24 protein-coding genes and 1 tRNA gene are annotated in these 26193 nt (G+C 50.2%); 11 read left to right on the top strand and 14 right to left on the bottom strand.

The features are described 5' to 3' along the window. Positions 1–8 precede the first annotated feature (8 nt). Positions 9–272: a hypothetical protein gene (locus HYN46_RS13025; RefSeq protein WP_114900768.1), complete on the top strand. Its 264-nt coding sequence runs from the start codon at positions 9–11 to the stop codon at positions 270–272. Positions 273–355: 83 nt separating this feature from the next. Here the strand turns inward: HYN46_RS13025 and HYN46_RS13020 are convergent, their stop codons facing one another. Further along, positions 356–1153, bottom strand: coding sequence for an SDR family NAD(P)-dependent oxidoreductase (locus HYN46_RS13020; RefSeq protein ID WP_114899776.1), 798 nt, complete (start codon positions 1151–1153; stop codon positions 356–358). A gap of 21 nt (positions 1154–1174) precedes the next feature. Next, positions 1175–1750, bottom strand: a complete 576-nt coding sequence (locus HYN46_RS13015) for a hypothetical protein (protein ID WP_114899775.1) — start codon at positions 1748–1750, stop codon at positions 1175–1177. Positions 1751–1891: 141 nt separating this feature from the next. Between HYN46_RS13015 and HYN46_RS13010 the strand changes: the two genes are divergently transcribed. Continuing rightward, positions 1892–2437, top strand: coding sequence for a TetR/AcrR family transcriptional regulator (locus HYN46_RS13010; RefSeq protein WP_114899774.1), 546 nt, complete (start codon positions 1892–1894; stop codon positions 2435–2437). A 58-nt stretch (positions 2438–2495) separates the two neighbouring features. Here HYN46_RS13010 and rsmB read toward each other — a convergent pair whose 3' ends face one another. Both rsmB and fmt read right to left on the bottom strand, forming a co-directional pair. Then, a complete protein-coding gene (rsmB, locus tag HYN46_RS13005; RefSeq protein ID WP_114899773.1) occupies positions 2496–3875 on the bottom strand; it encodes a 16S rRNA (cytosine(967)-C(5))-methyltransferase RsmB in 1380 nt (459 codons plus the stop codon). Continuing rightward, the gene (gene fmt / locus HYN46_RS13000; protein ID WP_114899772.1) at positions 3872–4840 is read right to left on the bottom strand and encodes a methionyl-tRNA formyltransferase; all 969 of its coding nucleotides are present in this window, start codon (positions 4838–4840) and stop codon (positions 3872–3874) included. Before fmt ends, rsmB begins: the two co-directional genes overlap by 4 nt. 448 nt (positions 4841–5288) lie before the next feature. Here fmt and ilvD point away from each other — a divergent pair, with 448 nt between their 5' ends. Further along, a complete protein-coding gene (gene ilvD / locus HYN46_RS12995) occupies positions 5289–6989 on the top strand; it encodes a dihydroxy-acid dehydratase (protein ID WP_114899771.1) in 1701 nt (566 codons plus the stop codon). A gap of 177 nt (positions 6990–7166) precedes the next feature. Further along, on the top strand, positions 7167–8450 hold the full coding sequence (locus HYN46_RS12990; protein WP_162818198.1) for a hypothetical protein: 1284 nt from the start codon (positions 7167–7169) through the stop codon (positions 8448–8450). Between the two features lie 30 nt (positions 8451–8480). Here HYN46_RS12990 and HYN46_RS12985 read toward each other — a convergent pair whose 3' ends face one another. From HYN46_RS12985 to HYN46_RS12950, 8 genes are all read right to left on the bottom strand, one after another. Next, the gene (locus HYN46_RS12985; RefSeq protein ID WP_114899769.1) at positions 8481–9503 is read right to left on the bottom strand and encodes a putative solute-binding protein; all 1023 of its coding nucleotides are present in this window, start codon (positions 9501–9503) and stop codon (positions 8481–8483) included. 233 nt (positions 9504–9736) lie between these two features. Further along, on the bottom strand, positions 9737–11047 hold the full coding sequence (locus HYN46_RS12980; RefSeq protein WP_228254811.1) for an MSMEG_0569 family flavin-dependent oxidoreductase: 1311 nt from the start codon (positions 11045–11047) through the stop codon (positions 9737–9739). Positions 11048–11096: 49 nt separating this feature from the next. Further along, on the bottom strand, positions 11097–11387 hold the full coding sequence (locus tag HYN46_RS12975) for an MSMEG_0570 family nitrogen starvation response protein (protein WP_114899768.1): 291 nt from the start codon (positions 11385–11387) through the stop codon (positions 11097–11099). After that, positions 11368–12408: a sll0787 family AIR synthase-like protein gene (locus HYN46_RS12970; protein ID WP_210009185.1), complete on the bottom strand. Its 1041-nt coding sequence runs from the start codon at positions 12406–12408 to the stop codon at positions 11368–11370. Before HYN46_RS12970 ends, HYN46_RS12975 begins: the two co-directional genes overlap by 20 nt. Next, complete coding sequence (locus HYN46_RS12965) at positions 12398–12964, bottom strand: MSMEG_0567/Sll0786 family nitrogen starvation N-acetyltransferase (protein WP_114899767.1); 567 nt, start codon at positions 12962–12964, stop codon at positions 12398–12400. Before HYN46_RS12965 ends, HYN46_RS12970 begins: the two co-directional genes overlap by 11 nt. A 10-nt stretch (positions 12965–12974) precedes the next feature. Next, complete coding sequence (locus HYN46_RS12960; protein ID WP_228254810.1) at positions 12975–14069, bottom strand: MSMEG_0568 family radical SAM protein; 1095 nt, start codon at positions 14067–14069, stop codon at positions 12975–12977. Next, positions 14056–15036 (bottom strand): Nit6803 family nitrilase, encoded by a 981-nt coding sequence (locus tag HYN46_RS12955; protein ID WP_114899766.1) that lies wholly within the window; start codon positions 15034–15036, stop codon positions 14056–14058. The genes HYN46_RS12960 and HYN46_RS12955 overlap by 14 nt, the downstream gene beginning before the upstream one ends. Positions 15037–15047: 11 nt before the next feature. Further along, positions 15048–15530 (bottom strand): MSMEG_0572/Sll0783 family nitrogen starvation response protein, encoded by a 483-nt coding sequence (locus tag HYN46_RS12950; RefSeq protein WP_114899765.1) that lies wholly within the window; start codon positions 15528–15530, stop codon positions 15048–15050. Positions 15531–15870: 340 nt separating this feature from the next. On the opposite strand from HYN46_RS12950, the gene HYN46_RS12945 reads away from it, so the two are divergent. Both HYN46_RS12945 and HYN46_RS12940 read left to right on the top strand, forming a co-directional pair. Further along, entirely contained in the window at positions 15871–17736 is a 1866-nt protein-coding gene (locus tag HYN46_RS12945; protein WP_228254948.1) for a sigma 54-interacting transcriptional regulator, read from the top strand. A gap of 197 nt (positions 17737–17933) precedes the next feature. Further along, positions 17934–18620: a hypothetical protein gene (locus tag HYN46_RS12940; protein WP_114899763.1), complete on the top strand. Its 687-nt coding sequence runs from the start codon at positions 17934–17936 to the stop codon at positions 18618–18620. Between the two features lie 102 nt (positions 18621–18722). On the opposite strand, the gene HYN46_RS12935 is transcribed toward HYN46_RS12940, so the two are convergent. After that, a tRNA-Lys gene (locus HYN46_RS12935) sits at positions 18723–18798 on the bottom strand. A gap of 313 nt (positions 18799–19111) precedes the next feature. Here HYN46_RS12935 and HYN46_RS12930 point away from each other — a divergent pair. The 5 genes from HYN46_RS12930 to HYN46_RS12910 all read left to right on the top strand — a co-directional run bounded on the left by HYN46_RS12930 (position 19112) and on the right by HYN46_RS12910 (position 25201). Continuing rightward, on the top strand, positions 19112–19930 hold the full coding sequence (locus tag HYN46_RS12930; protein ID WP_114899762.1) for an ABC transporter ATP-binding protein: 819 nt from the start codon (positions 19112–19114) through the stop codon (positions 19928–19930). 149 nt (positions 19931–20079) lie between these two features. Continuing rightward, on the top strand, positions 20080–20295 hold the full coding sequence (locus HYN46_RS12925) for a TOBE domain-containing protein (RefSeq protein ID WP_114899761.1): 216 nt from the start codon (positions 20080–20082) through the stop codon (positions 20293–20295). A gap of 331 nt (positions 20296–20626) precedes the next feature. Continuing rightward, on the top strand, positions 20627–21322 hold the full coding sequence (locus tag HYN46_RS12920) for a class II aldolase/adducin family protein (protein WP_114899760.1): 696 nt from the start codon (positions 20627–20629) through the stop codon (positions 21320–21322). Between the two features lie 218 nt (positions 21323–21540). Beyond that, a complete protein-coding gene (locus tag HYN46_RS12915) occupies positions 21541–23331 on the top strand; it encodes an ABC transporter ATP-binding protein (RefSeq protein WP_114899759.1) in 1791 nt (596 codons plus the stop codon). A gap of 4 nt (positions 23332–23335) precedes the next feature. Continuing rightward, a complete protein-coding gene (locus HYN46_RS12910) occupies positions 23336–25201 on the top strand; it encodes an ABC transporter ATP-binding protein (protein ID WP_114899758.1) in 1866 nt (621 codons plus the stop codon). Between the two features lie 110 nt (positions 25202–25311). On the opposite strand, the gene HYN46_RS12905 is transcribed toward HYN46_RS12910, so the two are convergent. Then, complete coding sequence (locus tag HYN46_RS12905; protein ID WP_114899757.1) at positions 25312–25941, bottom strand: nitroreductase family protein; 630 nt, start codon at positions 25939–25941, stop codon at positions 25312–25314. Positions 25942–26193 lie beyond the last annotated feature (252 nt).

The raw sequence follows: 26193 nt of genomic DNA, 5'->3' as shown, positions 1-26193 counted from the left end.
AGAGTGTTATGACGAACAACGAAGTTGAAGTAGACGATCCACTGTGCCTTGTATTCACACCACCGCTGGTTGCGCTGCTGTATAAGCTGGAAAAAGAACGTGGTGCGCCACTCACAGAAGATGAAGTGCTCAAAATTCGCGATCATGCGGTATGTATGAATGTGCTGTATAGCGAAGCGATTGCACAGGAGAAAGCGCGTGGTTTTCCCGATCTGATTGCAGAGAATTGCTGGGAAGACTGGCAGGAAGCACGCAAAGTGCTGTTTAAGTAATACGTCTTCGTAAGTATGTCTTCAAAAACATAAGGCACAAGATCGATGCGGTCCTGTGCCCTATGACTGACTAAAAGCCTGAATTAGCTCTCCTTGAACGGATTAAAGGTCTTCCCTAAAAAATATTGAATACGTGTCGGGATGGGGCGCATGCTGGCGGCCAGCAGTTTATTGACTGTGCCGGGCACGCAGACAGGCTGACCTTTGTTTACCGCATGCCATCCTTCCTTGACGACCGCTTCGGGCTCTTGCCAAAGGATGCCGGGTAAATGGTTTGCAGCATCACGCGTGCCCATCACATCATGAAACTCACTGTGGGTGAAGCCGGGACACAGCGCCGTGACGTGAATACCGTAGGGTTTGAGTTCCATATCCAAGGACTGCGACATAAGGAAGACATAACTTTTGATGCCGCTATAGAGTAAGCTGCCACCCGGTGGGGAGAGCGCTGCGATAGAGGACAAATTAATAATGCGTCCAAAGCCGCGTGCACGCATGCCGGGGAGTACGCGGTGGGCAAGTTCAGTTACTGCCGTGACCATCAATTGCAATTCCGCATCAAGGATGTCCCATGGGGTCTCGGAGAAAGCGGTCTTGCCCGAGAGTCCTGCATTATTGATTAACACATCAATCTCTAAGCCTTGCTCTGTGGCATAGTCCATGATGGCCTTGGGTGCCTGACGATCTGTCAAGTCGGCTGCGAGAATTTCACAGCGGATGCCATACTGCGCACGCAGTTCAGTTGCCAGTTCTTGTAGACGTTGCTCACGGCGTGCCACCAGTAGCAGGTCATGACCTTGGGCTGCAAGGAAGCGTGCAAAGCAGGCGCCAATGCCTGCAGATGCGCCAGTGATCAATGCGGTGGTATTGTTGGAAGACATTATTAGCTCCTGATTGAGAGGTTAGCGGTTGAGTGCAGGGATTTCGCGGGCGAGCACTGCACCTGAGCGTTTGCGACCGATGTCCTTGCGGTATACCCCGATCGGCCCTTCGAGTAAAAACGGCAGTGGGATTTGGCGCTGTGCGCGCGTAAAGCCCCATGTGCCAATTCCGAGATAAACGCCATCGGCTACTTTTCTGACTTCATCGACCATATGGATGTCGCCGCACATGGAGTGATAGAGGTGGTAAACCAAGGTATAGGCAGGGTTGCCGTCATAACGTGACGGGGCAATCACGGTCTGCATGGGAAAGCGCTGTACGACTTTTCCCAGTAGGCTAAAGGTGTTGTATCCGCGTCCTGATTCCGCGTCGACTGGTCGGAATGCCTTGCACAGCCATGGCATCAGCGGATTGGCGACACTGATGTGCCCAAAAAGACGCGATAGTGATGAAGGTTGCTGCAAGAGACAAGCGGCGAATTCGCCATCCATTTCAGTGATCGAAGGGCTGGGTAAGCTCTTGAATAACGCCACAAGTTCTTCTGTCGTGAGTTTTTTTAATTCTTCTACGGTATGACTAACAAGTGCTGAACTCATTGTTCTGCTCCTTCACGGGTGACGTGGCCCAAATTTGGTTAAATTTCATCTTGAATACTATTCAAGATGAAATGGATTCTAACTACACCTTGAACGCTATTCAAGATATAATTTCAAACAATGACTGATTGATTTCCCACTATGGCAAAAAATAAACGTCCGCAAGAGCGTCAGGAAAAGCTGGATGAAATCGTAGCGACGGCGCGCCAGCTTTTTATCGAAGAGGGTTTTGAATCCACTTCCATGAGTCGGTTGGCAGCAGCAGCGGGCATCGCTCCGAATACGATCTATTGGTACTTTAAAGATAAAGACGATGTGCTAGCGACGGTATTGACCGAAGTGCTACAAGCTCAATGGCTTGCTTATATCACTGCCGTTCTGCCGAAACCGATCGATAAATTATTGTGGCTGGTTGCGCGTTTGCAGGAATCCAGCAAGCTCATCACCACCGTGCATTCGCGCTTACAAAGCTCACCGGCTATTAACCTGTGGCATGATAATTTTCATCGTATGGGTGAGGCGTTGCTGCGTAGTGAATTGCAAGCCCATGATGTTGCCGAAGCTGATGTGGGCGCTTTAGCGACAGTGCTGGTCTTTGTGATCGAGGGGCTGCTGGTACACGAACATTCTTTGGAAGAGAAGCGGCGCATTTGCGAGACGCTTTTACGCCAGTTTGGCATTAGCTAGTCTAGAGTTTACATCGGCGATGCGCATACCATTGAATACGCATCGGCGATGATTTCCTTTAAGCGGTCTTATCCAGCACCGCAAAATAAAAGCCATCTCCGCCATCCGTTTCCGGAAAGCATTGACGTCCAACAGGACGTTTAAAGCCCCAACTGGCATCAATCTCACGCTCGGTCGCATTGGGCGTGCGTTTAAGAAACGCGGCAATCTGATGCTCGTTTTCATCTTTAAGCAAAGAGCAGGTGATGTAGACCAATCGTCCACCGACTTTAAGCTGCGTCCACAAGTGATCGAGCAGTGTGGCTTGCAGAGCAACGGTGGTCGCAATATCGGTAGATTGACGCAGCAGGCGAATATCCGGATGGCGACGCAGCACACCCGTTGCACTACACGGTGCATCCAGCAAAATTGCATCCACAGGTTCCGCTGCCGTCCATGCACTTGCATCTGCCGTTGCCACGGTCACACGAGTCTGATCAAACAGTTCTAAACGATTCAAGTTTTCGCGTACGCGCTTTAGACGGTAGGAGTCACTGTCGATTGCGGTCATGTGGGTGGGGCTAAATTGCTCCAAGAGATGGGCAGTTTTACCGCCGGGAGCTGCACAGGCATCCAGAACCGTTTTGCCATCTAACCCGTTAAAGTGTGCATCACTGAATAGTCCGGCACAGCGTTGGGCATTGAGATCCTGCACCGAGAACCAGCCTTCTAAGTAACCGGGTAAGCTCGGGATATTGACGTGTTGCAGTAATTGAATCGCTTCAGGCGTGGTATTGTCAGTGCTGTTGGCATTAATACCTTGTAGAGCCAGTGCATCCAAGTAGCCAGTGCGTGTGCGCTGACGTTTATTGACACGCAGGAACAGCGGTGCGCTATGACGCAGTGACTCCGCAAGACCTTGCCATTCCTCTGCCCAGTCTTGTTCTAATGCCGCAGCGAACCAGTCGGGCAGCGCGTGATGCGCTTCAAAAGTCTCTTGTAGTTCGGTCTGTTCACGCAGGGTACGACGCAGCAGAGCATTGACCAAGCCACTGGCTTTTTCTTGTCCAAGTTGCTTAGCGGCATCCACCGTTTCGCTGATTGCGGCGTGTGCGGGAATGCGCGTTTGAAAAATCTGATAAAGCCCTAAATGCAGGGCCGCTTGTACACGGCTATCAGTGAGCGGACGCGCCAGCATGGGTTGCAGAACAGCATCCAGCGCAAACCAGTGGCGCAGCGTACCCATGACCAACTCATTAAACAAACCACGATCCCGTTCTAGCGTCTTTTCGAGCGCTGCAGGCAGAACAGCACTTAAGGATTGACCATCTAATACTGCGATGATGACACGAATCACTTGCGCGCGTAAATTAAGCGGCGCTGGGCGAGTGCGAGCATTGGCGGGTGGATTATGAAACTTACGTGGTTTTGCCGATTTTTTCGAATTGTCTTGGCTCATTGAAGTTGTTGTCCGACGCTAAGTTTCTGGGCTTGTAGAATTTGAACACTATTGAGCGGTTTGCCGCCGGCCCATTGGAGCTGAGTAAGGCGCAGCACTTGACCGTCGCCACAAACAACGCTGATGCCATGTTTATCAACAGCGATAATTTCACCCGCAAGCGCTGCGGTATGTGTGGCGCGATCATGCACCAGTTCCGCTGACCAGACACGCAAGATATCTTCACCAATCTGGGTATACGCGACAGGCCACGGTTGGAGTCCACGGACCAGACGATCAAGGACAATAGCGGCACACGACCAGTCGATCTTCCCTTCGGCTTTGGAGAGCTTCGCGGCATAGGTGGCGTGACCACTGGCTTGCGGCGTTCTATGCGCGTGATAGTCCGCAAGATGGGCGAGAGTATCCACGATAGCGCTACCCCCCAAGACCGCTAAACGATCATGCAAGGTCGCGCTGGTATCTTTAGGATCAATCGGTAGATGTACCTTACTCAGCATATCACCCGTATCTAGGCCCGCATCCATCTGCATGATGGTGATGCCCGTCTCGGTATCGCCAGACAGAATTGCGCGGTGGATTGGGGCAGCCCCACGCCAGCGCGGCAGTAAGGAGGCGTGGATATTCAAGCAGCCTAGACGTGGCATATCCAGCACACTTTGCGGCAAAATCAAGCCATAGGCGGCGACCACCATGACATCGACCTGATGATCTGCAACCAGAGCTGCGAGTTCTGCCTGTGCAGCCAGACCTTCTGTGGTTGAGGCTTTGAGATGGACAGGTTGGTAGACAGGCAGGTTGTGTTCGAGCGCTAATGCCTTGACTGCCGATGGCGTGAGTTTCTGTCCTCGACCTGATGGTCGATCAGGCTGCGTATATACAGCGACAATGTGATGTCCTGCATCGATCAAGGCTTGCAGTGCGGTTGCAGCAAATTCGGGTGTCCCGGCAAAAATCAGATTCACGAAGCGACTCTTATAGATCATATGAAGATTTAGCGACTATTGTAACGCGAAGCTGGCCTTAGCGTCTCATTGATCTGTACTGAATGCGATAAACCCATTGACTGGTTGTCTTGTATGGAAAATGAAAAAGGATAGCGGGAACTTTGATTTTTATTGTGCTTTGTCCTTTCCCTCTGACGGCATGAAGGATAGAATTAGCCACCAGATTTTTTCGCTGACTGATTTTTTCAGATTCAAAGCGTGCGCAATACACCCTTGCCACGTTTCTACTCAAAAGTGTTATCCGCAGTTTTGACTAAATAGCCTCAGCAGCTCGCAATTAGCAGTACGGTTTGGATGATTCGTTGACAGTAATACGCCATTCATCCTGCCGATCGCCAGCCCAATTACTATTGATATTCACGACGGATATCAGGCTTTTAGTTTCTATATAAGATAAGGTTTAGTCATGAACGATAAGACATCCCCATCCGCTGAAAATCTCCGCAAACACTCTTCTGAAGTGGTTGACGGCATCGAATGTGCTCCAGCCCGTTCCATGCTGCGCGCGGTCGGTTTTACTGATGAAGACTTTAAAAAACCACAAATCGGTATCGCATCAACATGGGCTAACGTGACCCCATGCAATATGCATATCGATGGTCTGGCTCGTATCGCTGAAGCAGGCGCGAATGCCGCTGGCGGTAAAGGCGTGATCTTTAACACCATTACCATTTCTGACGGTATCGCAAACGGTACCGAAGGCATGAAGTATTCCATGGTGTCCCGCGAGATCATTGCGGACTCGATTGAAGCGGTTGCCGGCTGTGAAGGCTTTGACGGTCTGATCGCCATCGGTGGTTGTGATAAGAACATGCCCGGCTGCATCATGGGTCTTGCCCGTTTGAACCGTCCATCCGTGTTTGTTTATGGCGGCACGATCAAACCGGGTGCGGGTCATACCGACATCATCTCCGTGTTTGAAGCAGTGGGTCAGCATGCCAAAGGTGAGCTGTCTGCAATCCAAGTCAAGCAAATCGAAGAAGTTGCGATTCCCGGTCCTGGCTCATGTGGAGGCATGTACACCGCCAATACCATGGCCTCTGCGATTGAAGCGCTCGGTATGAGCTTACCTGGTTCATCGGCTCAAGATGCCGTATCCAGCGATAAAGAAAATGATTGCCAACGTGCAGGCGAAGCGGTGATGAACCTGCTGCGTCTGGACATCAAACCGCGCGACATCATGACCAAGTCCGCGTTTGAAAATGCGATTAAAGTCGTGATTACGCTCGGCGGTTCAACCAACGCCGTTCTGCATTTGATCGGCATGGCTCGCACTGTAGATGTTGATCTGGACTTGGAGGACTTTGTTCGCATTGGTAAAGACACGCCACTGCTGGCCGACATCCGTCCATCAGGCAAATACATGATGAGTGAATTGGTCGCGATTGGCGGAATTCAACCGCTGATGAAACGTATGCTGGATAAAGGCATGCTTGATGGTTCATGTTTGACAGTGACCGGCAAAACCTTGGCAGAGAATTTGGCTGACGTGCAAGATTACCCAGCCGACCAACAAATTATCATGCCGTTTGATAAGCCGATCAAAGCTGACTCGCATCTGGTAATTTTGAAAGGCAACCTTGCCAGTGAAGGTGCAGTCGCCAAAATCACGGGTAAAGAAGGCCTGCGCTTTGAAGGCCGTGCCCGTGTCTATAGCGGTGAAGAAGCTGCGCTGGCTGGTATCTTAAATGGTGAAGTAGTTGCAGGTGATGTGATCGTGATCAAGGACGAAGGTCCCAAAGGCGGTCCGGGCATGCGTGAAATGCTGTCACCGACATCTGCGGTCATGGGTAAAGGTCTGGGTAAATCTGTTGCGCTGATCACTGATGGTCGTTTTAGTGGTGGCTCACATGGTTTTGTGGTCGGTCATATCACGCCTGAAGCCTTTGAAGGCGGCGTGATTGGTCTGGTACAAACAGGCGATAACATTATTATCGATGCGGTCACCCGTGAAATCTCTGTTTCGGTCAGTGATGAAGAGTTAGCGACACGCCGTGCAGCTTGGGTACGCCCAGCGCCAAAATACACCCGTGGTGTATTAGCGAAATATGCCCGTTTGGTTTCCAGCGCATCGACTGGTGCTGTGACCGACTTAAACCTAGATTAAGTCGTTTATCATCCGCTTTTCCCTGCATGATCCTGATTGGCGTCATGCAGGCTGATCGTTTTTTTAGATCGATTTATACATAATCAATGGATGTCTGCTTCGTTTTAACATGGCGAACAGACGTCTTTTGTGTTAAAAACTAAGCTGTTAATTTTTGCCTTTTGGGTATTCAAAAAAATGTCGCTTACGCGAAGATGGTTAGACCCTCTGCGGTCACGCTGGTTGCTCCAACGACCGATTCGACAGCCGCGCTTATCTGCACATGCGGGCCGTCATGCGTTAACGGTGTTTATTCGGTTGGACGATGTTTACAGTTATTTACTGGTTCAAATCTTAGCAAAATTGGATAGTCTGCTCATCGAGCGCATGCGTCCGTTTAAAATTATCATTTCCACCCAAGCCGCGCAGCCACCCAAGTCTTTAACCCCTGAACAATGGCTACGCTATACCCATCATGATGCGGCGGTGCTTGCCCACCAGCATCGCTTTGTTTTTCAGGAAAATTATGTCGCGCCTGATGCAGGGCAGATGGCACAGGGCTTGGAGATCTTACGCTTAACGCCGCTGAAGGGTGCTGACTTCTTGCACTTGCTGCAAAATGTCTTTCATATGGTGTGGCAAGGGCAAAGCGGTAAACTGGCACTCTTACATCAAATGGCTCTTCAGCGGACTGGTGCCGTCGAACAAACCGCGAGTCTCTCTGAAGTCGAGTTTACCGATGAGCCATTGGATCAAGCGTATATCATTCATGATGGGCGTCGCTATTTGGCGATTGATGACTTCCTGCGCTTAACCCGGCGTTTGAATCAGCAGAAACTCCTGACCAGCGAGCCGGTCTTTTTGATCAACCATGTCGAGTGGGGCGAGCATCTGGTCAATGACCCGGTTCTGCTTGCCGATATTCAAGCGATGCGCCCGATTCTGAAGTTCTATGGTGCACTGGAAGATCCGTTTACCTACTTGCTGCTGCGTTATCTACAGCAAGAAATGGTCGGCTACTACAATGTGAAGATCAAGTTTTTTCCATTGCCCTATCAGGGCCGTGATCGCTTCGATTGGCGCTTGGCGCAACGTCTGGCCAAGCGGATTGACGTGCCATTCTCGCCATTTTGCCGTCCAGATGAAGCCGGGGTGATGGCGATGGCGAAGACCCTGACGAGCCTAAAGCACGAGCCACGTATGAATCGGGCACTGGAGTTATTGGAGAGTGTTTGGTCTAAAGGATCGGATATGGCCTTTGCCCCGCACTTTAGCAAAGTCCTGCCAGATGTTGCAGTCAGTGATGCAGCGAGTACACTGGTCTGGCTCAACCGCAATCAAAAAGGTGCCGATGCGCTAGGCGTGCCTGATCTGCCTGCATTTGTTCTGCGAGTCGGTGGGCGTCGTCATGTGTTCTGTAGTTTATATCGTGTTTGGCAAGTGGAAACCTTGCTCTCTGCAGCACTTGAGGATGTGGAGTAGTTTTACTCCACATCTTTTGTATCAGTTTTCTTATTCGTCGTTTGAATTGCACTCTGGATTATTCGGATTCGTTTTGCAGCGAATCTTCTTCAGTAAGTGCATCATATCTTTATCATAGATGCCATCTTTGATCATCTCAACACGTGTAGTACGCATCAGGGTTTGCGTATTTTGCTGATCAGCAGGGGACATATTGATCCAGTACTTATCATCAATATCTTTTTCCGCATTATCGATAAACTTGTACGCTGTACCGAGCTGGGAAAAGATGTATTCACGGATCTTTTGACTGACGTCAGGACTGGGGAGCTTGCTCTTACGCACCACAAAGGAAGCGGTGATCTGCGCCAGAGGGAAGCGCACCACACCCCCTTTTACAGAACCATCAGGTCCAGTCATACCTTTGGCCAGTTCAAAAGGTCTAAATGCGACAGCGGGCGCGGCTAGCACATCAATTTTATGATTATTAAACTGATCTGCAACAGTGTTTAAATCGACACGTACGGGGATGGCACCGATTTTTTGTGCGAGTTTATTGGCGGATTTTTCTAGATTTAAGATCGCAACCTTCTTGCCAGCACCTTTGCTAAACGTATTGATCCGGCGATCATCAACCATCATGTAGGCTGCACCAATCGGGATGATGCCGAGAATCTCATAATCCCCTTGCACCATCTTCGGGGCAAGAGATTTACTAGAGAGCACTTGGAGTGCCATATTCAAGTCTTTGATGTTTTGGAGTCCACCGACTGCATCTAGGCTACCCGTGTATGAGTTGAACTCGCGAGCACGCAGACTGCTCATGATCGCTGCATCACAGCGTCCAGCTTTAAAGTCAGTCACCACAGCTTCTTCATTGGTATAGACTTTAAGATCAATCGGTTTGATCACGCCAAAGCGTGGTGCTTGTACCATATAGTCTTTGGCATAGCCATAAGCATAACCGTGCTGACCAGAAGGGTCGAAAATGCAGATCGTTACTTTGTCATCTGCGGCATGCGCGACCTGCAAACCGATGCCTGCCAGTAAAGCCGCAATTGCAATTTTCTTCATACATCATCCCCATCATTCAGCACGATATTACGCGATTACGTCACATTTTATGCGTATCTGATTCATTGTAATCCTAAAAAGCATTGAAGGGGATTGGAAGGGGGGGGAAATTGATCAGATGAAGGCCCACAGCGGCGCTGAATATTGGTATTTGAAAGAAAATACATGGTTAGGAGTGCAACAGGCCGCATGTTAGTGTTGCGGCTTTATTGGTTTGACGACAGGGTAGGATTCTAAAGCGTACTCGGCACATACCCACTTTCACTTGCACCCACATACCCTTTCACCCGGATCTCATCAATAAGCCGCACAATAAACTCCGCATCCCGCGCCACCCCTGAAAACCGTCCCGACCCCCACGTATACAGCCAAGGCAATCCCAAGAAATACAGCCCCGCGTGTGTGGTCACGCCGCGCTGATGGTTGGGGTAGCCTTGTGCATTAAACACCGGCACATCCACCCAGCTAAAGTCAGGGCGAAAGCCAATACACCAGATGATGGACGTGATTCCAGCCTCATTCAGATTTAGTGTATTGTGCTCGTTCATAGGCTCCCAGACCGGTTCATATCTGGAGGCGCTTTCCGCAGTAATGCCCTGTTTCTCAATGTATTGATCAATCGAGCGGTTGATGCGGTTGTAGACGGCATCAGCATTATCAAGATTGGCTTTCAACGTTGGCGCAAAGCTCAGTGTATCTCCATCGAGTTGCTCTAAGCGTCCAAACAGCACCATACCATCCTTTGCAAAACGGCGTAGATCAATGTCGCGTCCGCCATCACGACCTGTCACATAGTGATTGGTGTTATCCCGTACGCCTTCTCGCAGTGGATGCTCCTCAACCGGCAGATCGTAATAGCCCATATCCGCCAGCCAATCCACAACATCACGACCGCGATAGAAGCGGGCGCAGCGCGGCGCATCACCGGTGGCGAGATACACCTGCTTACCTGCCAGATGCAGATCTTCAGCAATTTGTGCACCGGATTGACCTGAACCCACCACGAGTACCGCACCCTCAGGTAGGCTCTCGGGATTACGATATTGTTCTGAGTGGATCTGGGTGATGGTGGCTGGCAGCTTTGCAGCAAAGTCAGGAATGATTGGGGTGTGATAACCACCTGATGCCACGATGACATGATCAGCAGTGAACGTGCCGACAGTGGTTTGCAGTTCATATCCACCACTTTCAAGCGGTGTGACCAGATTCACCGTCACGCCTTCCCGAATCGGAGGTTGTAAGGTGTCGATGAAGCCATCCAAGTAAGCAATGATTTCATCGCGTTTCATAAAGCCATGTGGATCATTGCCTGCGTAGGGGTAGCCGGGGAGGTTACATTGCCAGTTGGGTGTGACTAGGCTAAAGGCATCCCAGCGTTTTTCACGCCATGCATGAGTGGCTTCGTGTTTCTCCAGCACCAAATGCTCAATATCGAGTTGTTGGAGGTAGTGACTGGCGGATAGCCCAGACTGGCCTCCGCCAACGATAATGACGGGATAGTGACTGGCGTGATAGATGCTGGGTTGGATCATGCTGAAATTCATGGATGTTCTCCAAAATAGGGTCTAATAGGAAATGTCAGATATCAGGTCTTTAAGGCGATTGGCGCATGCGAAGTAAGGTAATCTGGCTCTCGGGGTCAGGATACTTTTTGGCTTGTTCTTGCAGAATGTAGAGGCAGTCCATGGCAGAACTACAAGCATAGCCGTAGACCGTACGGACACGTTCTGATGCAGCGTTCAGTCCTGATTCCGCACGCTGCATAAAGTCGTTTAACGGATAGCTGACGCCTTCAGCCAAGTAGTCATGGATGATCGTAGACGGAGAGTAACCACTGCTGATCTGACCATCGGGCCACTGAATTTCAAAGTTGACAGCGGGCATGATGCGGCTCCTTGGGTTTAAGGGTCGGCTTGGCGGCATAGCTAAAGCCCGTGAAAGGTTGGATACGCAGATTCCAGAACGGTGCGCGCTGTCCTTGATGGGTCAGATGAACCTTGCCATCCATCGTGGTTTGACCGATTGCCCCACACGTGATGCCTTCTGCTTCAAAGGCATCAATGACTGTAGGCAGATCGGTTTTGTTTAAGGTGAAGAGAAAGCCATAGCTGGGGAAGATTTGTAGCCAGCGTAAAAGATCGACGCCCTCTGGGCAAGGCAGTGCATCCAAATTAATCTCGGCGCCACAGCCCGTGGTCTCAAGCAGCATGAGCAGCGTGCCCAAGATGCCGGCATTGCTGATGTCTTTGGCAGCGAGCAAGTGACCTGCTTCGGTCAGTTTTGGGATGACTTCAAGTTGTGCGCGTAACACCTTATCTGCTTTGCCCTCAAAGGCTTTCCAGTAGGCTGTGTTGGCATGCCACTGACCGCTTAAATCCACAGCCATGGCGATACACTGATTGGGTTCAACATGAAAAGTCGAGAGTAACTTATGCGCATAACCCATGATACCAACGGCAAGATTCGCGCTGACATGGGCACCCATGCTGCTATGCCCCCCCGCGAGTATGAGTCCATAGGCGCGGCAGGCATCGCGGATACCTCGCATGATTTCGCGGGCAGAATCTTCATCGTGATGCCAGTAGGCATTGACGATGGCTGTCGCGCGTCCACCCATAGCTGCAATATCACTGACATTGGCCATCACCGCCGACCAGCCAGCAAACCACGGCGCTGCTTGGACAAAGCTTGGTAGCATGCCTTCCATCGCCAGCAACTGATAGCCAGCGCCGCTAGCAATCGCCGCACAGTCATCACCGGGCAGGGCATAGCGTAAGGTCAGATCATGAATGTCATCATCACGCGTCAGTAAATGAGAGACCGTCTGAATGTCCCTTTTAGCCTGTATGGCCGGCAGGGCGTGGATCTGCTGAATCATCTGATCCAAACTGAAGTCAAGAGGCATGATGGTGACTCACATGCAAAGGCGGGGTAAAACCGCGCGGCATAAAGGGATAGTGCGCAAGTTCGGCTTGCATCAGGCAATGTGGACGACCAAGCAGTGTGATCTGCTCTAAGGTTTGCCAGTGCAATTGCTGAAAGTAGTGTTCATTGGACACTTGTACGGTCGCCAGAAAGCGCATGCAGCCCAAATCTATGGCGCGTGCAACCGCTTCATTGATCAGTGCCTTGCCAATATCATGGTGATGTCGATAGGCTGGTGCAACGCAGAGCCGTCCGCCGTACCATAGACCCGCTTCGGCATGATAGATGCGCACCGCACCGACCACTTGATCGGCCATACCGCAGATATTGGCTATCGCCACAATGCCAATTGCTTGAAAGTCATGGGTATCACGATCACGATGCAACAACTGCTGCTCTTGCGAAAAGACGCGTTTGCGCAAAGCAAAGTAACCTTGCCTTTCCCACGCTTCACTGACCGGTTTGACTTGGATGTCAGCGGGGACGAACGCAGGTTCGATAAAATCATCGATATGTAGATCGAATGCAGTGGCCATGACGGGACTCCTACTCGTATTGTTTCAAGGCGGAGCAGGCGCCGCATTTGGCGCAGCCGGCATTGATCTGCTCGGAGTGCAAACCATGGGTACGCAGATGCTTGCCGATGCGAGGATAGAGACGCATCATCATCTCGGCATTGGGTTTGGGATGCTGCGCCAGCGGCGTCCCGTCAATCGGGACAAACGGCACCACAAAAGGGTAGACCCCCATTACTGCTAAGCGTTCGCTCATGTCGGAAATCTCGTCTTCAGTATCACCCAGACCCGCCAATATGTAGGTACTGACCTGTCCGCGACCAAAGACATCCACTGCCGCAGCGAATGCCTCGAAGTAACGGCTGAGCGGTACTTCGGCTTTGCCGGGCATGATACGAGCGCGAATTTGTGGATTGACTGCTTCCAAGTGCATGCCTAGTGACACGACGCCACTGTCATAGAGACGCTGGAACCAGATGTTGTCATCAGGGGGTTCACATTGAGCTTGGATGGGAAGATTCACCGCTTGAGTCACAGCTGCGGCGGATTCACAGAGGATTGCGGCACCGCGATCTGAGGTCTGCGGGGTGCCAGTGGTCATCACCATATGCTTGACGCCATCCAGCTCCACCGCCGCTTTGGCGACTTCCGCCAGTTGTGCCGGACGTTTACGGGCAATGGTTTGTCCGGAGTTGAGCGATTGGCTGATCGCGCAGAATTGGCAGGCGGTTGCAGGGTCATTCATACGGATGCAATGCTGCAAGATGGTCGTTGCCAACACGTCACGACCATGCAGGGTCGCAATCTGGCTATAGGGCGTACCATCCTCAGTTGATAGTCCATAGAACTTGGGCATATGCGGAATGCTCACAGTCCCGACTTGCAACCCTTCGCGAAAGATAAAGGCTTCTTCTTCATTGGCACTGATTTTTGCCGAGTAGGGGGATTCGCGTGAAGCTAGGTTCAAGATCGGGATCATCAGCGTTCTTGATCCCATGCTCAGTGCCTTGTGGTCGGAAGGACCTGCGCCACCCTTACGGGCAAGGCCAGTCTCTCCATCCCACAGGACACCATGACACTGTAACTCTGCCATCAAATCATTGGCCATCAGATCATTTGCCAACATAAGCGTGCTCCAGGTTCGAGTGCTGCGGATGAGGGGTTGTGATGCGGTCGTGTGTGGTTGATGTTGGGGTGCGGTCGATCAGCAGGCTCAGTAACTCAGGGCGGCTATAGTGCCCAACCGAATCCATCATCCGTTTGCGTTTATCAATGAGGCTTAAGTCGAGATCAGCGATGACTACGCCTTCGCCACTGCGCAGCGGGTCACCGAGCAGCTTGCCTTCGGGGGAAACGATTGCGGTAAAGCAACCGCCTGAGATCGGCCCAATGCCACAGCCGGTATCCTGCATGATTTGTGCTTGTTGATCTGGTTCAAGCCACGCCGTGGCATTCACCACAAAGCAGCCAGATTCCAGTGCGTGGTGGCGAATGGTGACCTCAATCTGATCGGCAAAGATGTCACCCACGAGTGAGCCGGGGAACATCGCAGCATGAATCTGCTCACCATCGGCCATCAGGGCATAGCGCGCCAGTGGGTTGTAGTGCTCCCAACACGCCAGCGAACCAATGCGCCCAACTTGACTGTCTATCGCGCGTAAACCTGATCCATCACCCTGACCCCAGACCATGCGCTCATGATAGGTTGGGGTAATTTTGCGCCGGTGCTGAATTAGGCTGCCGTCGGCATCAAACAGCAATTGGGCGTTATAAATCGTGCCGCCAGCACGCTCATTGACACCGATCGAGACCACCATATTCGCTTTACGACAGGCTTCGCCTAGTGTTTCAGTGGCCGCTGAAGGGACAACCACCGACTCTTGCATCAGCTTCAAGTGCTGTGCCCCCATTGCGAAGGCGGGCTGCACAAAGGAGAAATAGGGGTAATATGGCACGACGGTTTCAGGAAAGACTGCGAATTGCACGCCCTGTAAACCCAATGACTCAATCAGGCCACAGATCTTGGCGATGGTGCCTTCACGGCTATACAGAACAGGACTGCACTGCACTGCGGCTGCTTTAATGATCGTCATGCCTTTGCTCCTTATGCCGTCCACGTGTCGATAATGAGCGCGCCATCGCGTCGCATCAGCAGGCGCAGGTCCATGACATCCAGCGGATTGATGGCGCGGATGCCTTCGATCAAGGCCTTTTCGGTCTGACCGTAGAGGGCTTGCAGGGCAAAACGACAGGCATAAACTTCACCACCTTCGGCAATGAATCCTTTGATCTGATTGTTGACGGCAAGGTGACCGGGGAAGGCTTCGGCACCCAAGGTTGGGAAACCACGTTGTACGCCGAGTTGCACACCTGGACCGTAAAGCAGGACTTTGGTTTCAAAACCTTTGCGCAGTAAGCGTTTGGCTTGCAGCATGTTGACCAGACCGATAGAGCCTTCAAACGCCACAGTATGGAAGGTGATTAACGCTTTCTCGCCGGGCTCCGCTTTAACGTCTTCAAAGACTTTTTCTTCGTAGTTTACGAGGAAGTCGCCATCTTTATAGGCTGGGATATTGACGGTAGGCATGACGCATTTTCTCCGAATAGATAGGGGCTTAAACAGCAGGGTATTGGTGGTGCCAAATCGTGCTGCTGTTATCCCTGTTATTGCGAGGACTGTGCCAACGGAAAACTAATGCTTCAAAATGATGTGTATTTATGATTAATACATTGAATTGATTAGATATAATTAAATTTTTGAAAATTTGTGGTGTGTCTATTTTGCTCGTTTAATTCTACGAACTATCGTATAATTACGAATATCCGTAGTTAATATACGATATTTCGTAGTTTTGCTTGAGGGGATCGCCGTGGATGAGATTGAATACATCGCAGGAGAAGCGGGGCTGGCCAATTCAGCACGTCATATGGCGTTTGAACACTGCGGCGAAGCTTTATTGGTGTTGAATCCAATTGAAAATCGCTTTGATGATGTCAATATCGCAGCGTGTCAATTGCTGGGTTATTCACGACAAGCGTTGCTCTCGTTATCTGCGACCAAAGTACTCGGACATCGTGAACAACTGCCTGATCTGGTCGTCTTCACGCAAGCGGCTATGGAAAATGGCAGTGCATGGTCGAATGAACTGACTTGCATTCATAAAGACGGTGATCGCATTGAGGTCGAAATCTCGGCGACTTACCTCAAGCTCAAAGGCAAGCCCCACTTAGTTCTCGTGATCCGTGATCTGCATCATGAGCGCTACCAACAAGACCAAGCACAGACTGAGCGCACCATGCGTGCCGGACTGCTTGAATGGCAGACCATTCTCAATCTGTTTAAAGAATCAGAACGCGGTAATCAATTACTGCTCAGTGCGGTTGGTGATGGGATTTATAGTATTAATAGTGAAGGCCTTGCGACCTTCGTGAATCCTGCGGGTGCGCGAATGCTTGGTTGGAAGCCTGAAGAGATGCTGGGCAAAAACATTCATCGCATTCATCACCATACCCATGCTGATGGTAGTCATTACCCTGTGGAAGACTGTCCGATCTATGCCGCAGTACGTGATGGTGTGGTGCACGAGGGTCTGCAAGAAGTGTTCTGGCGGCGCGATGGCAGTTTCTTTCCCGTCGAGTTCACCAGCACGCCAGTGATCTCAGCAGGCAGCATAGTCGGTGCAGTCGTGGTTTTTCGTGATATCACGGAACGACGAAACACCGAGACTCAATTGCAGAATGCACTGACTGAGTTGCAAGCACTTAAAAAACGCTTGGAAGAACAAAATGCCTACCTGCAAGAAGAAATCCTGACCGAGCATAACTACCGCGAGATCGTCGGTCAGAGTGATGCCATCCTGCAAATCGCCAAGCAGATTGATGTGGTTGCACCCACCGATGCCAATGTGCTGATTCACGGGGAGTCGGGTACGGGTAAAGAGCTGATTGCGCGTGCCATCCATCAAGCCAGCAAGCGCAGCGATCAACCGTTGATTCGCGTCAACTGTGCAGCCATCCCCGATGATCTGTTTGAAAGTGAATTCTTTGGTCATGTGCGCGGTGCGTTTACCGGTGCGATTCGTGATCGGGTGGGGCGCTTTGAACTGGCCAATGGCGGCACCCTGTTTCTCGATGAGATTGGTGAGATCCCGCTGGAGCTACAAAGTAAGCTCTTGCGTGTCCTGCAAGAGGGGCAATTTGAACGGGTGGGTGAAGAGCGCACGCGGAATGTGACGGTGCGTGTCATTGCTGCGACCAACCGTGACTTACGCCGTGAAGTTGCTGCCAAGCGTTTCCGCGAAGACTTGTTCTTCCGCTTGAATGTTTTTCCGATTTATTCGCCAGCGCTCAGAGAGCGGCGCAGCGATATTCCTTTGCTAGCGACACACTTTTTAAAGAGCGTGAGTGAACGTCTTAAAATGCCGGGTCGTCGCCTGAGTAAGAGTGATATCCAGCGTCTCCAACACTACGAGTGGCCGGGGAATATCCGTGAAATGCAGAATGTGATTGAGCGTGCCCTCATCACCTCACGCGGCGCAGATTTAAATATTGAACTGTCTGATTCATTCCCATCCATCGCGGCAAGTGATGTGATCAATTCCAATGCGGCATCGGATCAAATCCTCACCGATGCTCAGCTTCGTGATCTAGAGCATCGCAACATGCTGGCGGCACTCAAAGCCTGCAATGGTAAATTGTTTGGTACGGATGGGGCTGCGGCAAAACTGGGTATCAAGCCCACGACACTCGCTTCCCGATTAAAGAAAGCGGATGTGCAGTTTGAATCGCGTTAAGATATTTTTTGGCGATTTAATGATCGATAGAGTCTGATCTCAATAAAACTGTACTGTAATGTCAAAATTTTGTTTGACAGGACTTGCCATTTCTATACATCTAGTGCCATGATATTGGTGAATCATTGGGCATTTTATCAAGCTCAAGATCAATAAAAAAAACAACCGAAACATCACAAAAATTGGAATAAAAGAAAATGAGCATCAATGCGCCGTTTCTTGCAAGTACCGTGCAAGATCGTATTACTACGGAGTTAGAGGGGCTCTATCAACGTACCCGTTCACGGGTGAGCGATGCCGATAAGAAACTCGGTCTTGAATTGTTGATTGAGGCAAACTGTGATCTTCTGGATACCTGTTTCGGCAGCATCTTTGAGGAGCTTTCACGCCTGCAACCTTCCAAAGACTTGCTCGACGCCAATGCCGTGATTGAAGATATCAAATCAAAGGCTCGGCACTACATCCGCTGGATCGGTCCCTTTATTTCCAATGATCGCTTACCACCCGTCATCGCGCACTACTATACCTTGATGCATCAGATGGATCTGGGCAGTGGTTCCAAACCCTATATGGCGTTTAACATCACCACTGATTTTGCCGCCGTGCTGAAACAAGCCCTTGCCAAACTTTCTGATGGGCGTGTCACGGATGTACAAGAGATCGTAGACCTACTGGTCGAGGTGTTTGATGAGACTTTGCAGCCACTATTGATCCGTCCAAAAGAACTGATGAAATTTAATTTTGTGGTAAACAAGACTTTGGATGGCGTGATCAGTATCGTCAAAATGCTCAATAAACATATGCTGCGTAAACTGGCACCCAGCATTCCCATGAATCTTTATCCGGTGGTCGCACGGCATCTGGAAGAGTTTTTGATTGCTTGATTGAAGTTAACTCGGTAATAAAAAAAGGGGACTAAACCATGGTTTAGTCCCCTTTTTATTTGAATAGAATCTAATGCTATCTAATTTATTTGATTGATTAAATGGTGGGTTGTGTGGGGCTCGAACCTACGACCTACGGATTAAGAGTCCGCTGCTCTACCAACTGAGCTAACAACCCATCTGACTGTCGATACTGATGGTATCTTCAAGGAGGACGGCGATTATATTATAGATATCGATAAACAAGAAAGCCTTTCGAAGCAAAGATTTAATATTTGATACAAAGCCTTTAGCAGGACTTAAGCCAATAAATGACTTTATCCAATATCAATAGAACATGGAATTTCTTTCATAAAGGATTCAGCAGCAACTGTTGATTTTTAAACATTTCGAGCTTTGATAAAATTTATATTTATATAAAAATCAATAGCATGATTATTGGTATATTCTTTGCAGAATCTTGAGATATTCTTTTTTTGGTCGATCTCACCATGGGCGCAGGCATCTTACAGCTTCAAAATATCTACAAGTCCTTCACGCAAAAGGGGCAGAGCCTATCCGTGCTGGAGCACTTTTCACTGGTGATCCAGCCAGGTGAATTTATCAGTATTGTCGGTAGCAGTGGCTGTGGCAAGTCCACCTTACTGCGACTGATCGCAGGACTGGATAACCAGTTTCAGGGGACGGTCTTACTCGGTGATCAGCCCGTGGTCGGAACCAGCTTAAAGCGCGGATTGGTTTTTCAGGAGCATCGCTTATTGCCGTGGCTTACGGTCACACAGAATATTGCGCTGGCTCTGAATAATGCGCCTTTAAGCGAAAAACAAAAAAAAATCACCATCCAAGAGCATATTGATCTGGTCAAACTCAATGGCTTTGAACATGCCTATCCGCATCAATTATCCGGCGGCATGGCACAGCGTGTGGCGATTGCGCGGGGGCTAGTCAATCGTCCAGATATCCTACTGCTCGATGAGCCTTTTGGCGCTCTGGATGCGATTACTCGTGGGCACTTACAGCAGGAGTTAGAGCGCATCTGGCGCACTGAAAAAATCACCATGATCTTGGTCACTCACGATATTGAAGAGGCGGTTTTTCTGGGTAATCGGGTGGTCGTTATGGAGCCACGTCCGGGGCGTATTCGCCGTATTATCTCAGTCCCACAAGCCCATCCACGGGATCGGCACAGTCCTGAGCTGTTGGCGATTAAGCGTGAGGCACTGGCTGAATTTGGTGAGTTGATCCCTGAGCCACCAATAGCCGCTAAACCGATTTTGCAGAACTTGAAGGCGTATCGACTCTCTTGGTGAGCGAGTGATATGGCGTTTTTGCATATACCTTCATCTGAAAATCATCTTTTGGTTTATGTGTTTTTTTGGCTAGACTGTTTTTTATGAATTGGATCACTTGTTATGCAATTCATTTATATTATTCAATACTACTTTTGAGGGAGGTTATTTTGACCATTCATGCCATTAATGTGCGTAACCAATTCCAAGGGACGATTAAAGAGATCATCCGCGGTCCAGTCGTCTCAGAAGTGGATATTGAGACCGCTGCTGGAGTGATTACTTCTGTCATCACGACTCGTTCGGTTGATGAGCTGCAACTCGATGTCGGCAAGTCGGTTGTTGCATTGATTAAATCGACCGATGTATCACTCGCAACGCTGTAATGACTTCTGGCGCGTTTGAGTCTTGATGAATCTGACGCGCTGATTGTATTTTTCTATAAGAACAAGACCGCAGGTTATTTCTCCCATCAAGTCATACTTCATATTGACTAAATCCCCCCAAGATCATTAATCGCCTGTTGGTGATTTCTCAACAGCTGAGTGTTTAGTAGTACGCAATCGATCGGTACTCATGAAAGCTTAAAATTTAAATAAATAATTATAAACAATAACTTAAATTAAATATTTGTCTTGGCATAGCTTCTGCACTGTTATCAATAAGCGCCTGATTGATTCAGGCTAACGTGATATTCATTGTTCAGGAGAGCATCTCATGTCCGCTATTCAATCCCAAGATTCATCGTTACTGTCCTTTATCGCAGCCGTCAAAGCCGACTTTGAAAAGTCGCTGCGTATCCTTACCGAAACCAACACATTGTCTGCAACGCGAACTTTTCAGGCTTATGTACGAGTACCCAATCAAAAGCTTGTCGTTGCCTTAACCCCTCCTGATTTATGGAAAGGAGAAACCGAGGCTCGCGCAGTTGTCGGTACTTTCGAGGGTGAAATTGTCCATGGTGCGGCTGCTGCGGGTCGTCAGGGGTCACGTTACGCGCCGATCTTTGAAGCCAATGCCGATGTTCATGTGGTCATTCATGTTCACACCCCTTATTTAGGTGGCTGGGCAAGCTCGCATCGTGTGTTGCCCATCCTTTACGCGGCGGCACAGCGCCATACCTTGGCGCGCGAAATCCCTGTCTATGTTGATCGCCGTCCCGGTGAGCCGGCTTTCATCAATGATGTAATTCGTGCCAATCCGCATACGCCTGCGATTTTGGAAGCCAATGGCGGAGCCACGTTCTGGGGGCAGAGCATCATTGAGGTCTCTAAGTTTATTTTAAATCTTGAAGAGGGCGCTTACTTCCAAGGTGTCGCTGAATATTTGGGTGGATCTAAAGAGTTTGGCCCGGGCGTGCTGGACCAGCAGTGGAGTATGGGCTTTGTCAAAAAGCAGGATAGCGCTGCTTAAAACATTAGCCATCTTTATACGTTGATCAAGAGTCATGAAATTCAGGAGCTGCTGCGTAGCAATACGGGGTGCAGCAGTTCTTGTCTTGATATCGATTTAGAAAATTAGATAAAACGTTATGCTAAAAAAATGATGCGACCTGATGCAGTGATGAGGGATGTCATCAGCCATATCTCATTAAAAAAAATAGGTTTGTGTAGTCTTTTAAGGTTCTCGATATGTCCGAGGTAAACACATTTAATCAGCGCTATCCATTGCTGCGCTGCCTGCTGCTTTATCGCTATATGCCATGGGGCTTTACGCTGACGGCGAGCTTGTTTTTGATCGTCAATCTAAGCCTAGCGGGACAGCAGTGGTTGATTGGTCGTGCGGTCCATGATGTGGAGCGACACGTGGCTGTGGTGCAGTTGCCCAACGGCGTGCTGGATTATCACGTGGCGTTATTCTGGCTTTTGGTCTTAATCGGTGTCGCACTGACACGTGGGGTCTTACAGTATCTGGCAGGCATCATGTCGTTGACCATCGGTCAGGATCTGCTTTTCATCCTGCGTGAACGCATTCTGTCGCAAGTACAGCGGTTGGATCTGGCGTATCACTGGCGGCATGGGGTGGGCGAGATCGTCACCCGCACCACACGGGATGCCGACAAGTTGCGTGACGCACTGATTAACTTCTGGCGCCAAGTTTTTGAAACAGGAGTGGTGGTGCTCGCCGCCGTAGGGATCATGTGCTGGTATGACATTTGGCTTGGGTTGGTTCCGTTGCTGTTGACTCTCGGTGGCATCTTGATTCTGGTGCAGCAAACCAATCACTTGGTAACACTGGATCGGGCGGTGGGGCAGGCCTATGACCAAGTCAATCAAAACTTGAGTGAGGGGGTGGCAGGTGTGCGGGTGATTAAGGCTTTTGCACTAGAGCCTATTCGCATTGAAAGTTTTAGTCAGCAGGTTCAAGTCTTTACGACGCATGCCCGCACTGCACTGGCCTATGCTACCTCCCGCATTCCTTTACCACAGATGGTGATTGCACTGGGTCATGTCTGGGTATTGGGTTATGGCGCGTGGCTGGTTAGTCAAGGGCGTCTAAATTTAGGCGAATTGGTTGCAGCAGTGTTGATTGCCAATACTTTGATTCTGCGCATAGAAACGATAGGTCGCGTCATGCAGGTCTTTGCCGATGCGCGCTCTTCCGCAGCAAGACTATGGGATGTCTTGGACGCGGAGCCTGAGATTTTAAGTGGTGCGGAAGCGGTGGCTGATACCGCGCTGGGTTTGTCTTTTGATCTTGTTAAAGTCTCTGCACAAGGTGGCGGTAAGGCGATCTTGCAGCAGTGTACCTTTAAAGTGAATCCGGGTGAGATCGTTGCTTTGGTCGGTCAAACGGGTTCGGGCAAGAGTACCCTGATGAGCCTGCTGCCGCGTTTGATGGATGCAGATCAGGGAATCGTCGCAATCGGCAACGATCAGCATGGTTGGCAAAATATCCAGCATCTGGATTTAAGTGAGCTACGTCAACGCGTGCATGTGGTGCCGCAAGAGAGCTTTCTCTTCTCGGATACACTCGCCAGCAATCTGCGTCAGTCTGCATCCGACGCCACGGACGAGGAGTTGCTAGAAGCGCTGCGTTTGGCTTCAGCGAGTGAGGTGCTTGAACGCCTTGAGCATGGTCTTGAGACACGGCTGGGTGATCGTGGGGTCACGCTATCGGGTGGTCAGCGTCAGCGTATTTGTTTAGCCCGTGCACTGTTAACCCGCGCTTCGATTCTGGGACTCGATGATGCGACCAGTGCGCTGGATGCAGCGACTGAACAAACCATTCTGCATAACGTCAGACAGTATCAACAAAACAACGGTCATCCGATCACCATACTGATCGTATCCAGCAAACTATCGACCGTACTTATGGCGGATCGCGTCATCGTCCTCGCAGATGGGCATATCCAAGCCCAAGGCACGCATCATCAGCTCAAAGAAACCAGCGCGGCATACCGTGAATTGATGGGAATATAACAACATGATTCGAGGAAATAAGGCGCTCAGTGATATTGAGCTCGAAGAAGCGCTGGCCAAGCAGTCATTGGATCGCGGGATGTTCTGGCGTTTATGGCCATTACTGCGCCCAGTGCGCAAGTTTGTGATGGGTGCCATCCTGATTGAGATTCTGTTGGTGGTGACAATCTTTTTTAGACCGTGGTTGGTACGCGTTGTGATTGACCATGGCTTGTTGCCTGATCCTCAGGGTGGTTATCACTTGGTCTGGTCGGTACTGGGTTGGGCGACCTTTGGGCTAGGGCTGACGTGGTCGCTGCGCTTTCTGCTGGCTGGAGTCGGGCAATATCTGTCAGGCAGTGCAGCGATACAGGTGATCAATGATTTGCGCATTCAGATTTTCCGCCATGTGCAGGCGCTGAGTGTCGGTTACTTTGATCGCACCAAAGCCGGCCGGATCACGGCGCGCGCAGACAGTGATGTCAATACGCTGGAGCCACTACTGATTCAGGGGCCGCCCGAGTTTCTTTCTACGATTCTGCGCTCAGTCGTGGCTGGGATTATGCTGTGGCATATCTCGCCGCTGTTGTTTGCCAGCGTGGCAGGCGTGATTCCCTTACTGTTGCTGGCGACAATAATCTTTAAGCGCATCTCCCAGAAAAACTGGGCCGTGGTGGCTGAGAATCGCAGTCGCTTTACCGCACATTTGGTTGAGACCGTAGCAGGCGTGCGCTTGATCAAACAAGGTGGGCGTGAACTGGATAATCTCAACGTCTATCGTGGTCTACTGCGTAACTTCAATCAAGCTTTGATCCGTGGCAATCTGCGTTCCAGCTGGTTTGCGCCGTTTACAGCGGTACTGACCACAACGGCAATGGCGATCTTACTGCTGGTGGGTGCACGCGGCATGGCATTGGGTGTAATTACCATGGGGCAGGTCGCTGCCAGCATGTTTTATATTTTTATTTTTTTGGGGCCACTGCAGGAGCTTAATGATCTGTTTGAGCGTTATGCCAATGGCACAGCTTCCGCCCAGCGTATTTTCTTACTGCTGGATACCAAGCCTGATGTGAATGATGCTGAGCGCATCCTGCCACTCGCTGAAGTCAGGGGTGATGTTGAGTTTCAACAGGTTCATTTCCGCTACCAAGCCAAAGGTCGCTCCGTGATTGAAAGCCTGAGTTTGAAAGTTCCTGCCGGTCAGGTATTGGCGATCGTTGGACCGACAGGACATGGTAAGAGTACGTTGGTGCAGCTTCTGACCCGTTTTTATGATGTGAACGAAGGTGCAGTGACTATCGATGGAGTAGATGTCCGCCATATTCGCCAAACCGATCTACGGCGCCATGTCGGGGTCGTACTCCAAGACAATGTGCTATTCAGTGGCTCGATCTTGGATAATTTACGTCTGGCTGCACCTGAGTCCAGTGATGACCAGCTGATCGCTGCGGCACGTGCCTTGGGTGTGGATGAGGTCTTGGAGAAGCTGCCCCACGGCTACCATACTCAAGTGGGGTCGCTCGGCAGTGCACTGAGTCATGGTCAGCGGCAACTGGTCTGTTTGGTGCGTGCGTATGTGGCAGACCCTGCGATTTTGGTTTTGGATGAGGCGACGTCGGCCGTGGATGTGCTTACCGAACGCCGTATTCAGCGTGCACTGCGCACGCTTTGTGAAGGACGCACTGCGATCATCATTGCTCATCGCTTAACCACGATTCGCGATGCCGATCAGATCGCCGTGATTCAACATGGGCAAGTGGTCGAGCTAGATAACCATCAGCAATTGCTAGCGCAAGATGGCATCTACGCCAGCCTCTACCGTGCTTATGAGCGCAATGCCCATGGCGTGTCGATCGTGCCTCTGACAACGCCAGCACTTGCGTCTGTTTAAACCCACTTCAAACAGTATGAGAAGTACAGACCATAAAAAAAAGCGTATTCAGTCCAGACCTGAATACGCTTAAAGGGCTTGAGCGCCCGTTTCACTGGGCTATCCTTAACTCAGTTCTTCTCTTTGTGGGTATTCTCCGCAAATAATGACTGCCCCCAGCCATTGGCAAAAGCGATTTCTTCCAGCGGTTTTCGCACCCGTGGTGCGGATTCACGGGTTTTTAGCTCTTCACTCAAGTGATTGTCATGTGGACTGTGATAACCCAGCCCGATCAAGGATAGGATGCGGATATGCTCAGGCAGATTAAACGCAGTTCGTAGTGCATCACGATCAAAACCACCGATCTGGCGGGTAATAAGTCCAAGCACCTGCGCCTGCAGGGTAAGGCTCAGCGCTGCAGCACCGGTATCGTAGGACGCGGAGTTATTGCTATTTGGCGTGCCATCGGTTGAGCGTGTATCAGCCAGTACCGCAATCAATACTGGTGCATGCCCAATCCATGCTTGGTTTCTCTCAACAATTGTGGCAAAGGCGCGTTCGTAAGATGAGGTATCGAGATGATTGTTCCAGACGATGAAGCGCCAAGGTTGCAGATTGTAAGAAGAGGGTGCCCAGCGCGCTGCTTCTAAAACGCTATGAATCTGATCATGACTCACCTGACGCTTCTGATCAAAGACGCGAGGGCTCCAGCGTGCGCGGATCACGTCATGAATCTCAATAGGGGTAGGGAACTTGCTCATGATGACTCCAGACCATCGGCCAAAAAATTGAAAAGATGAGCTCGATTTGCAGAAAGCATGCCACGATAAAGTTTGAATAGTTAAAATTTAAGATGTTGAAAAATATAATAATTATAAGGTGTGAAAAATAGGCTGATTCAATCCCGACATCGACTGTTGAAAAATCAACAATGCAACTGCTGCATTTTCATCAAAATCGCTTTAAAAATAGAAAATCAGCATTTTATTGAATATACAAATTCAGTTTTATGC

The sequence above is a fragment of the Aquirhabdus parva genome (assembly GCF_003351745.1).
Taxonomy (GTDB): domain Bacteria; phylum Pseudomonadota; class Gammaproteobacteria; order Pseudomonadales; family Moraxellaceae; genus Aquirhabdus; species Aquirhabdus parva.
The sequence above is the reverse complement of the archived record's forward strand: the minus strand, read 5'-3'. Positions and strand labels throughout refer to the sequence as shown.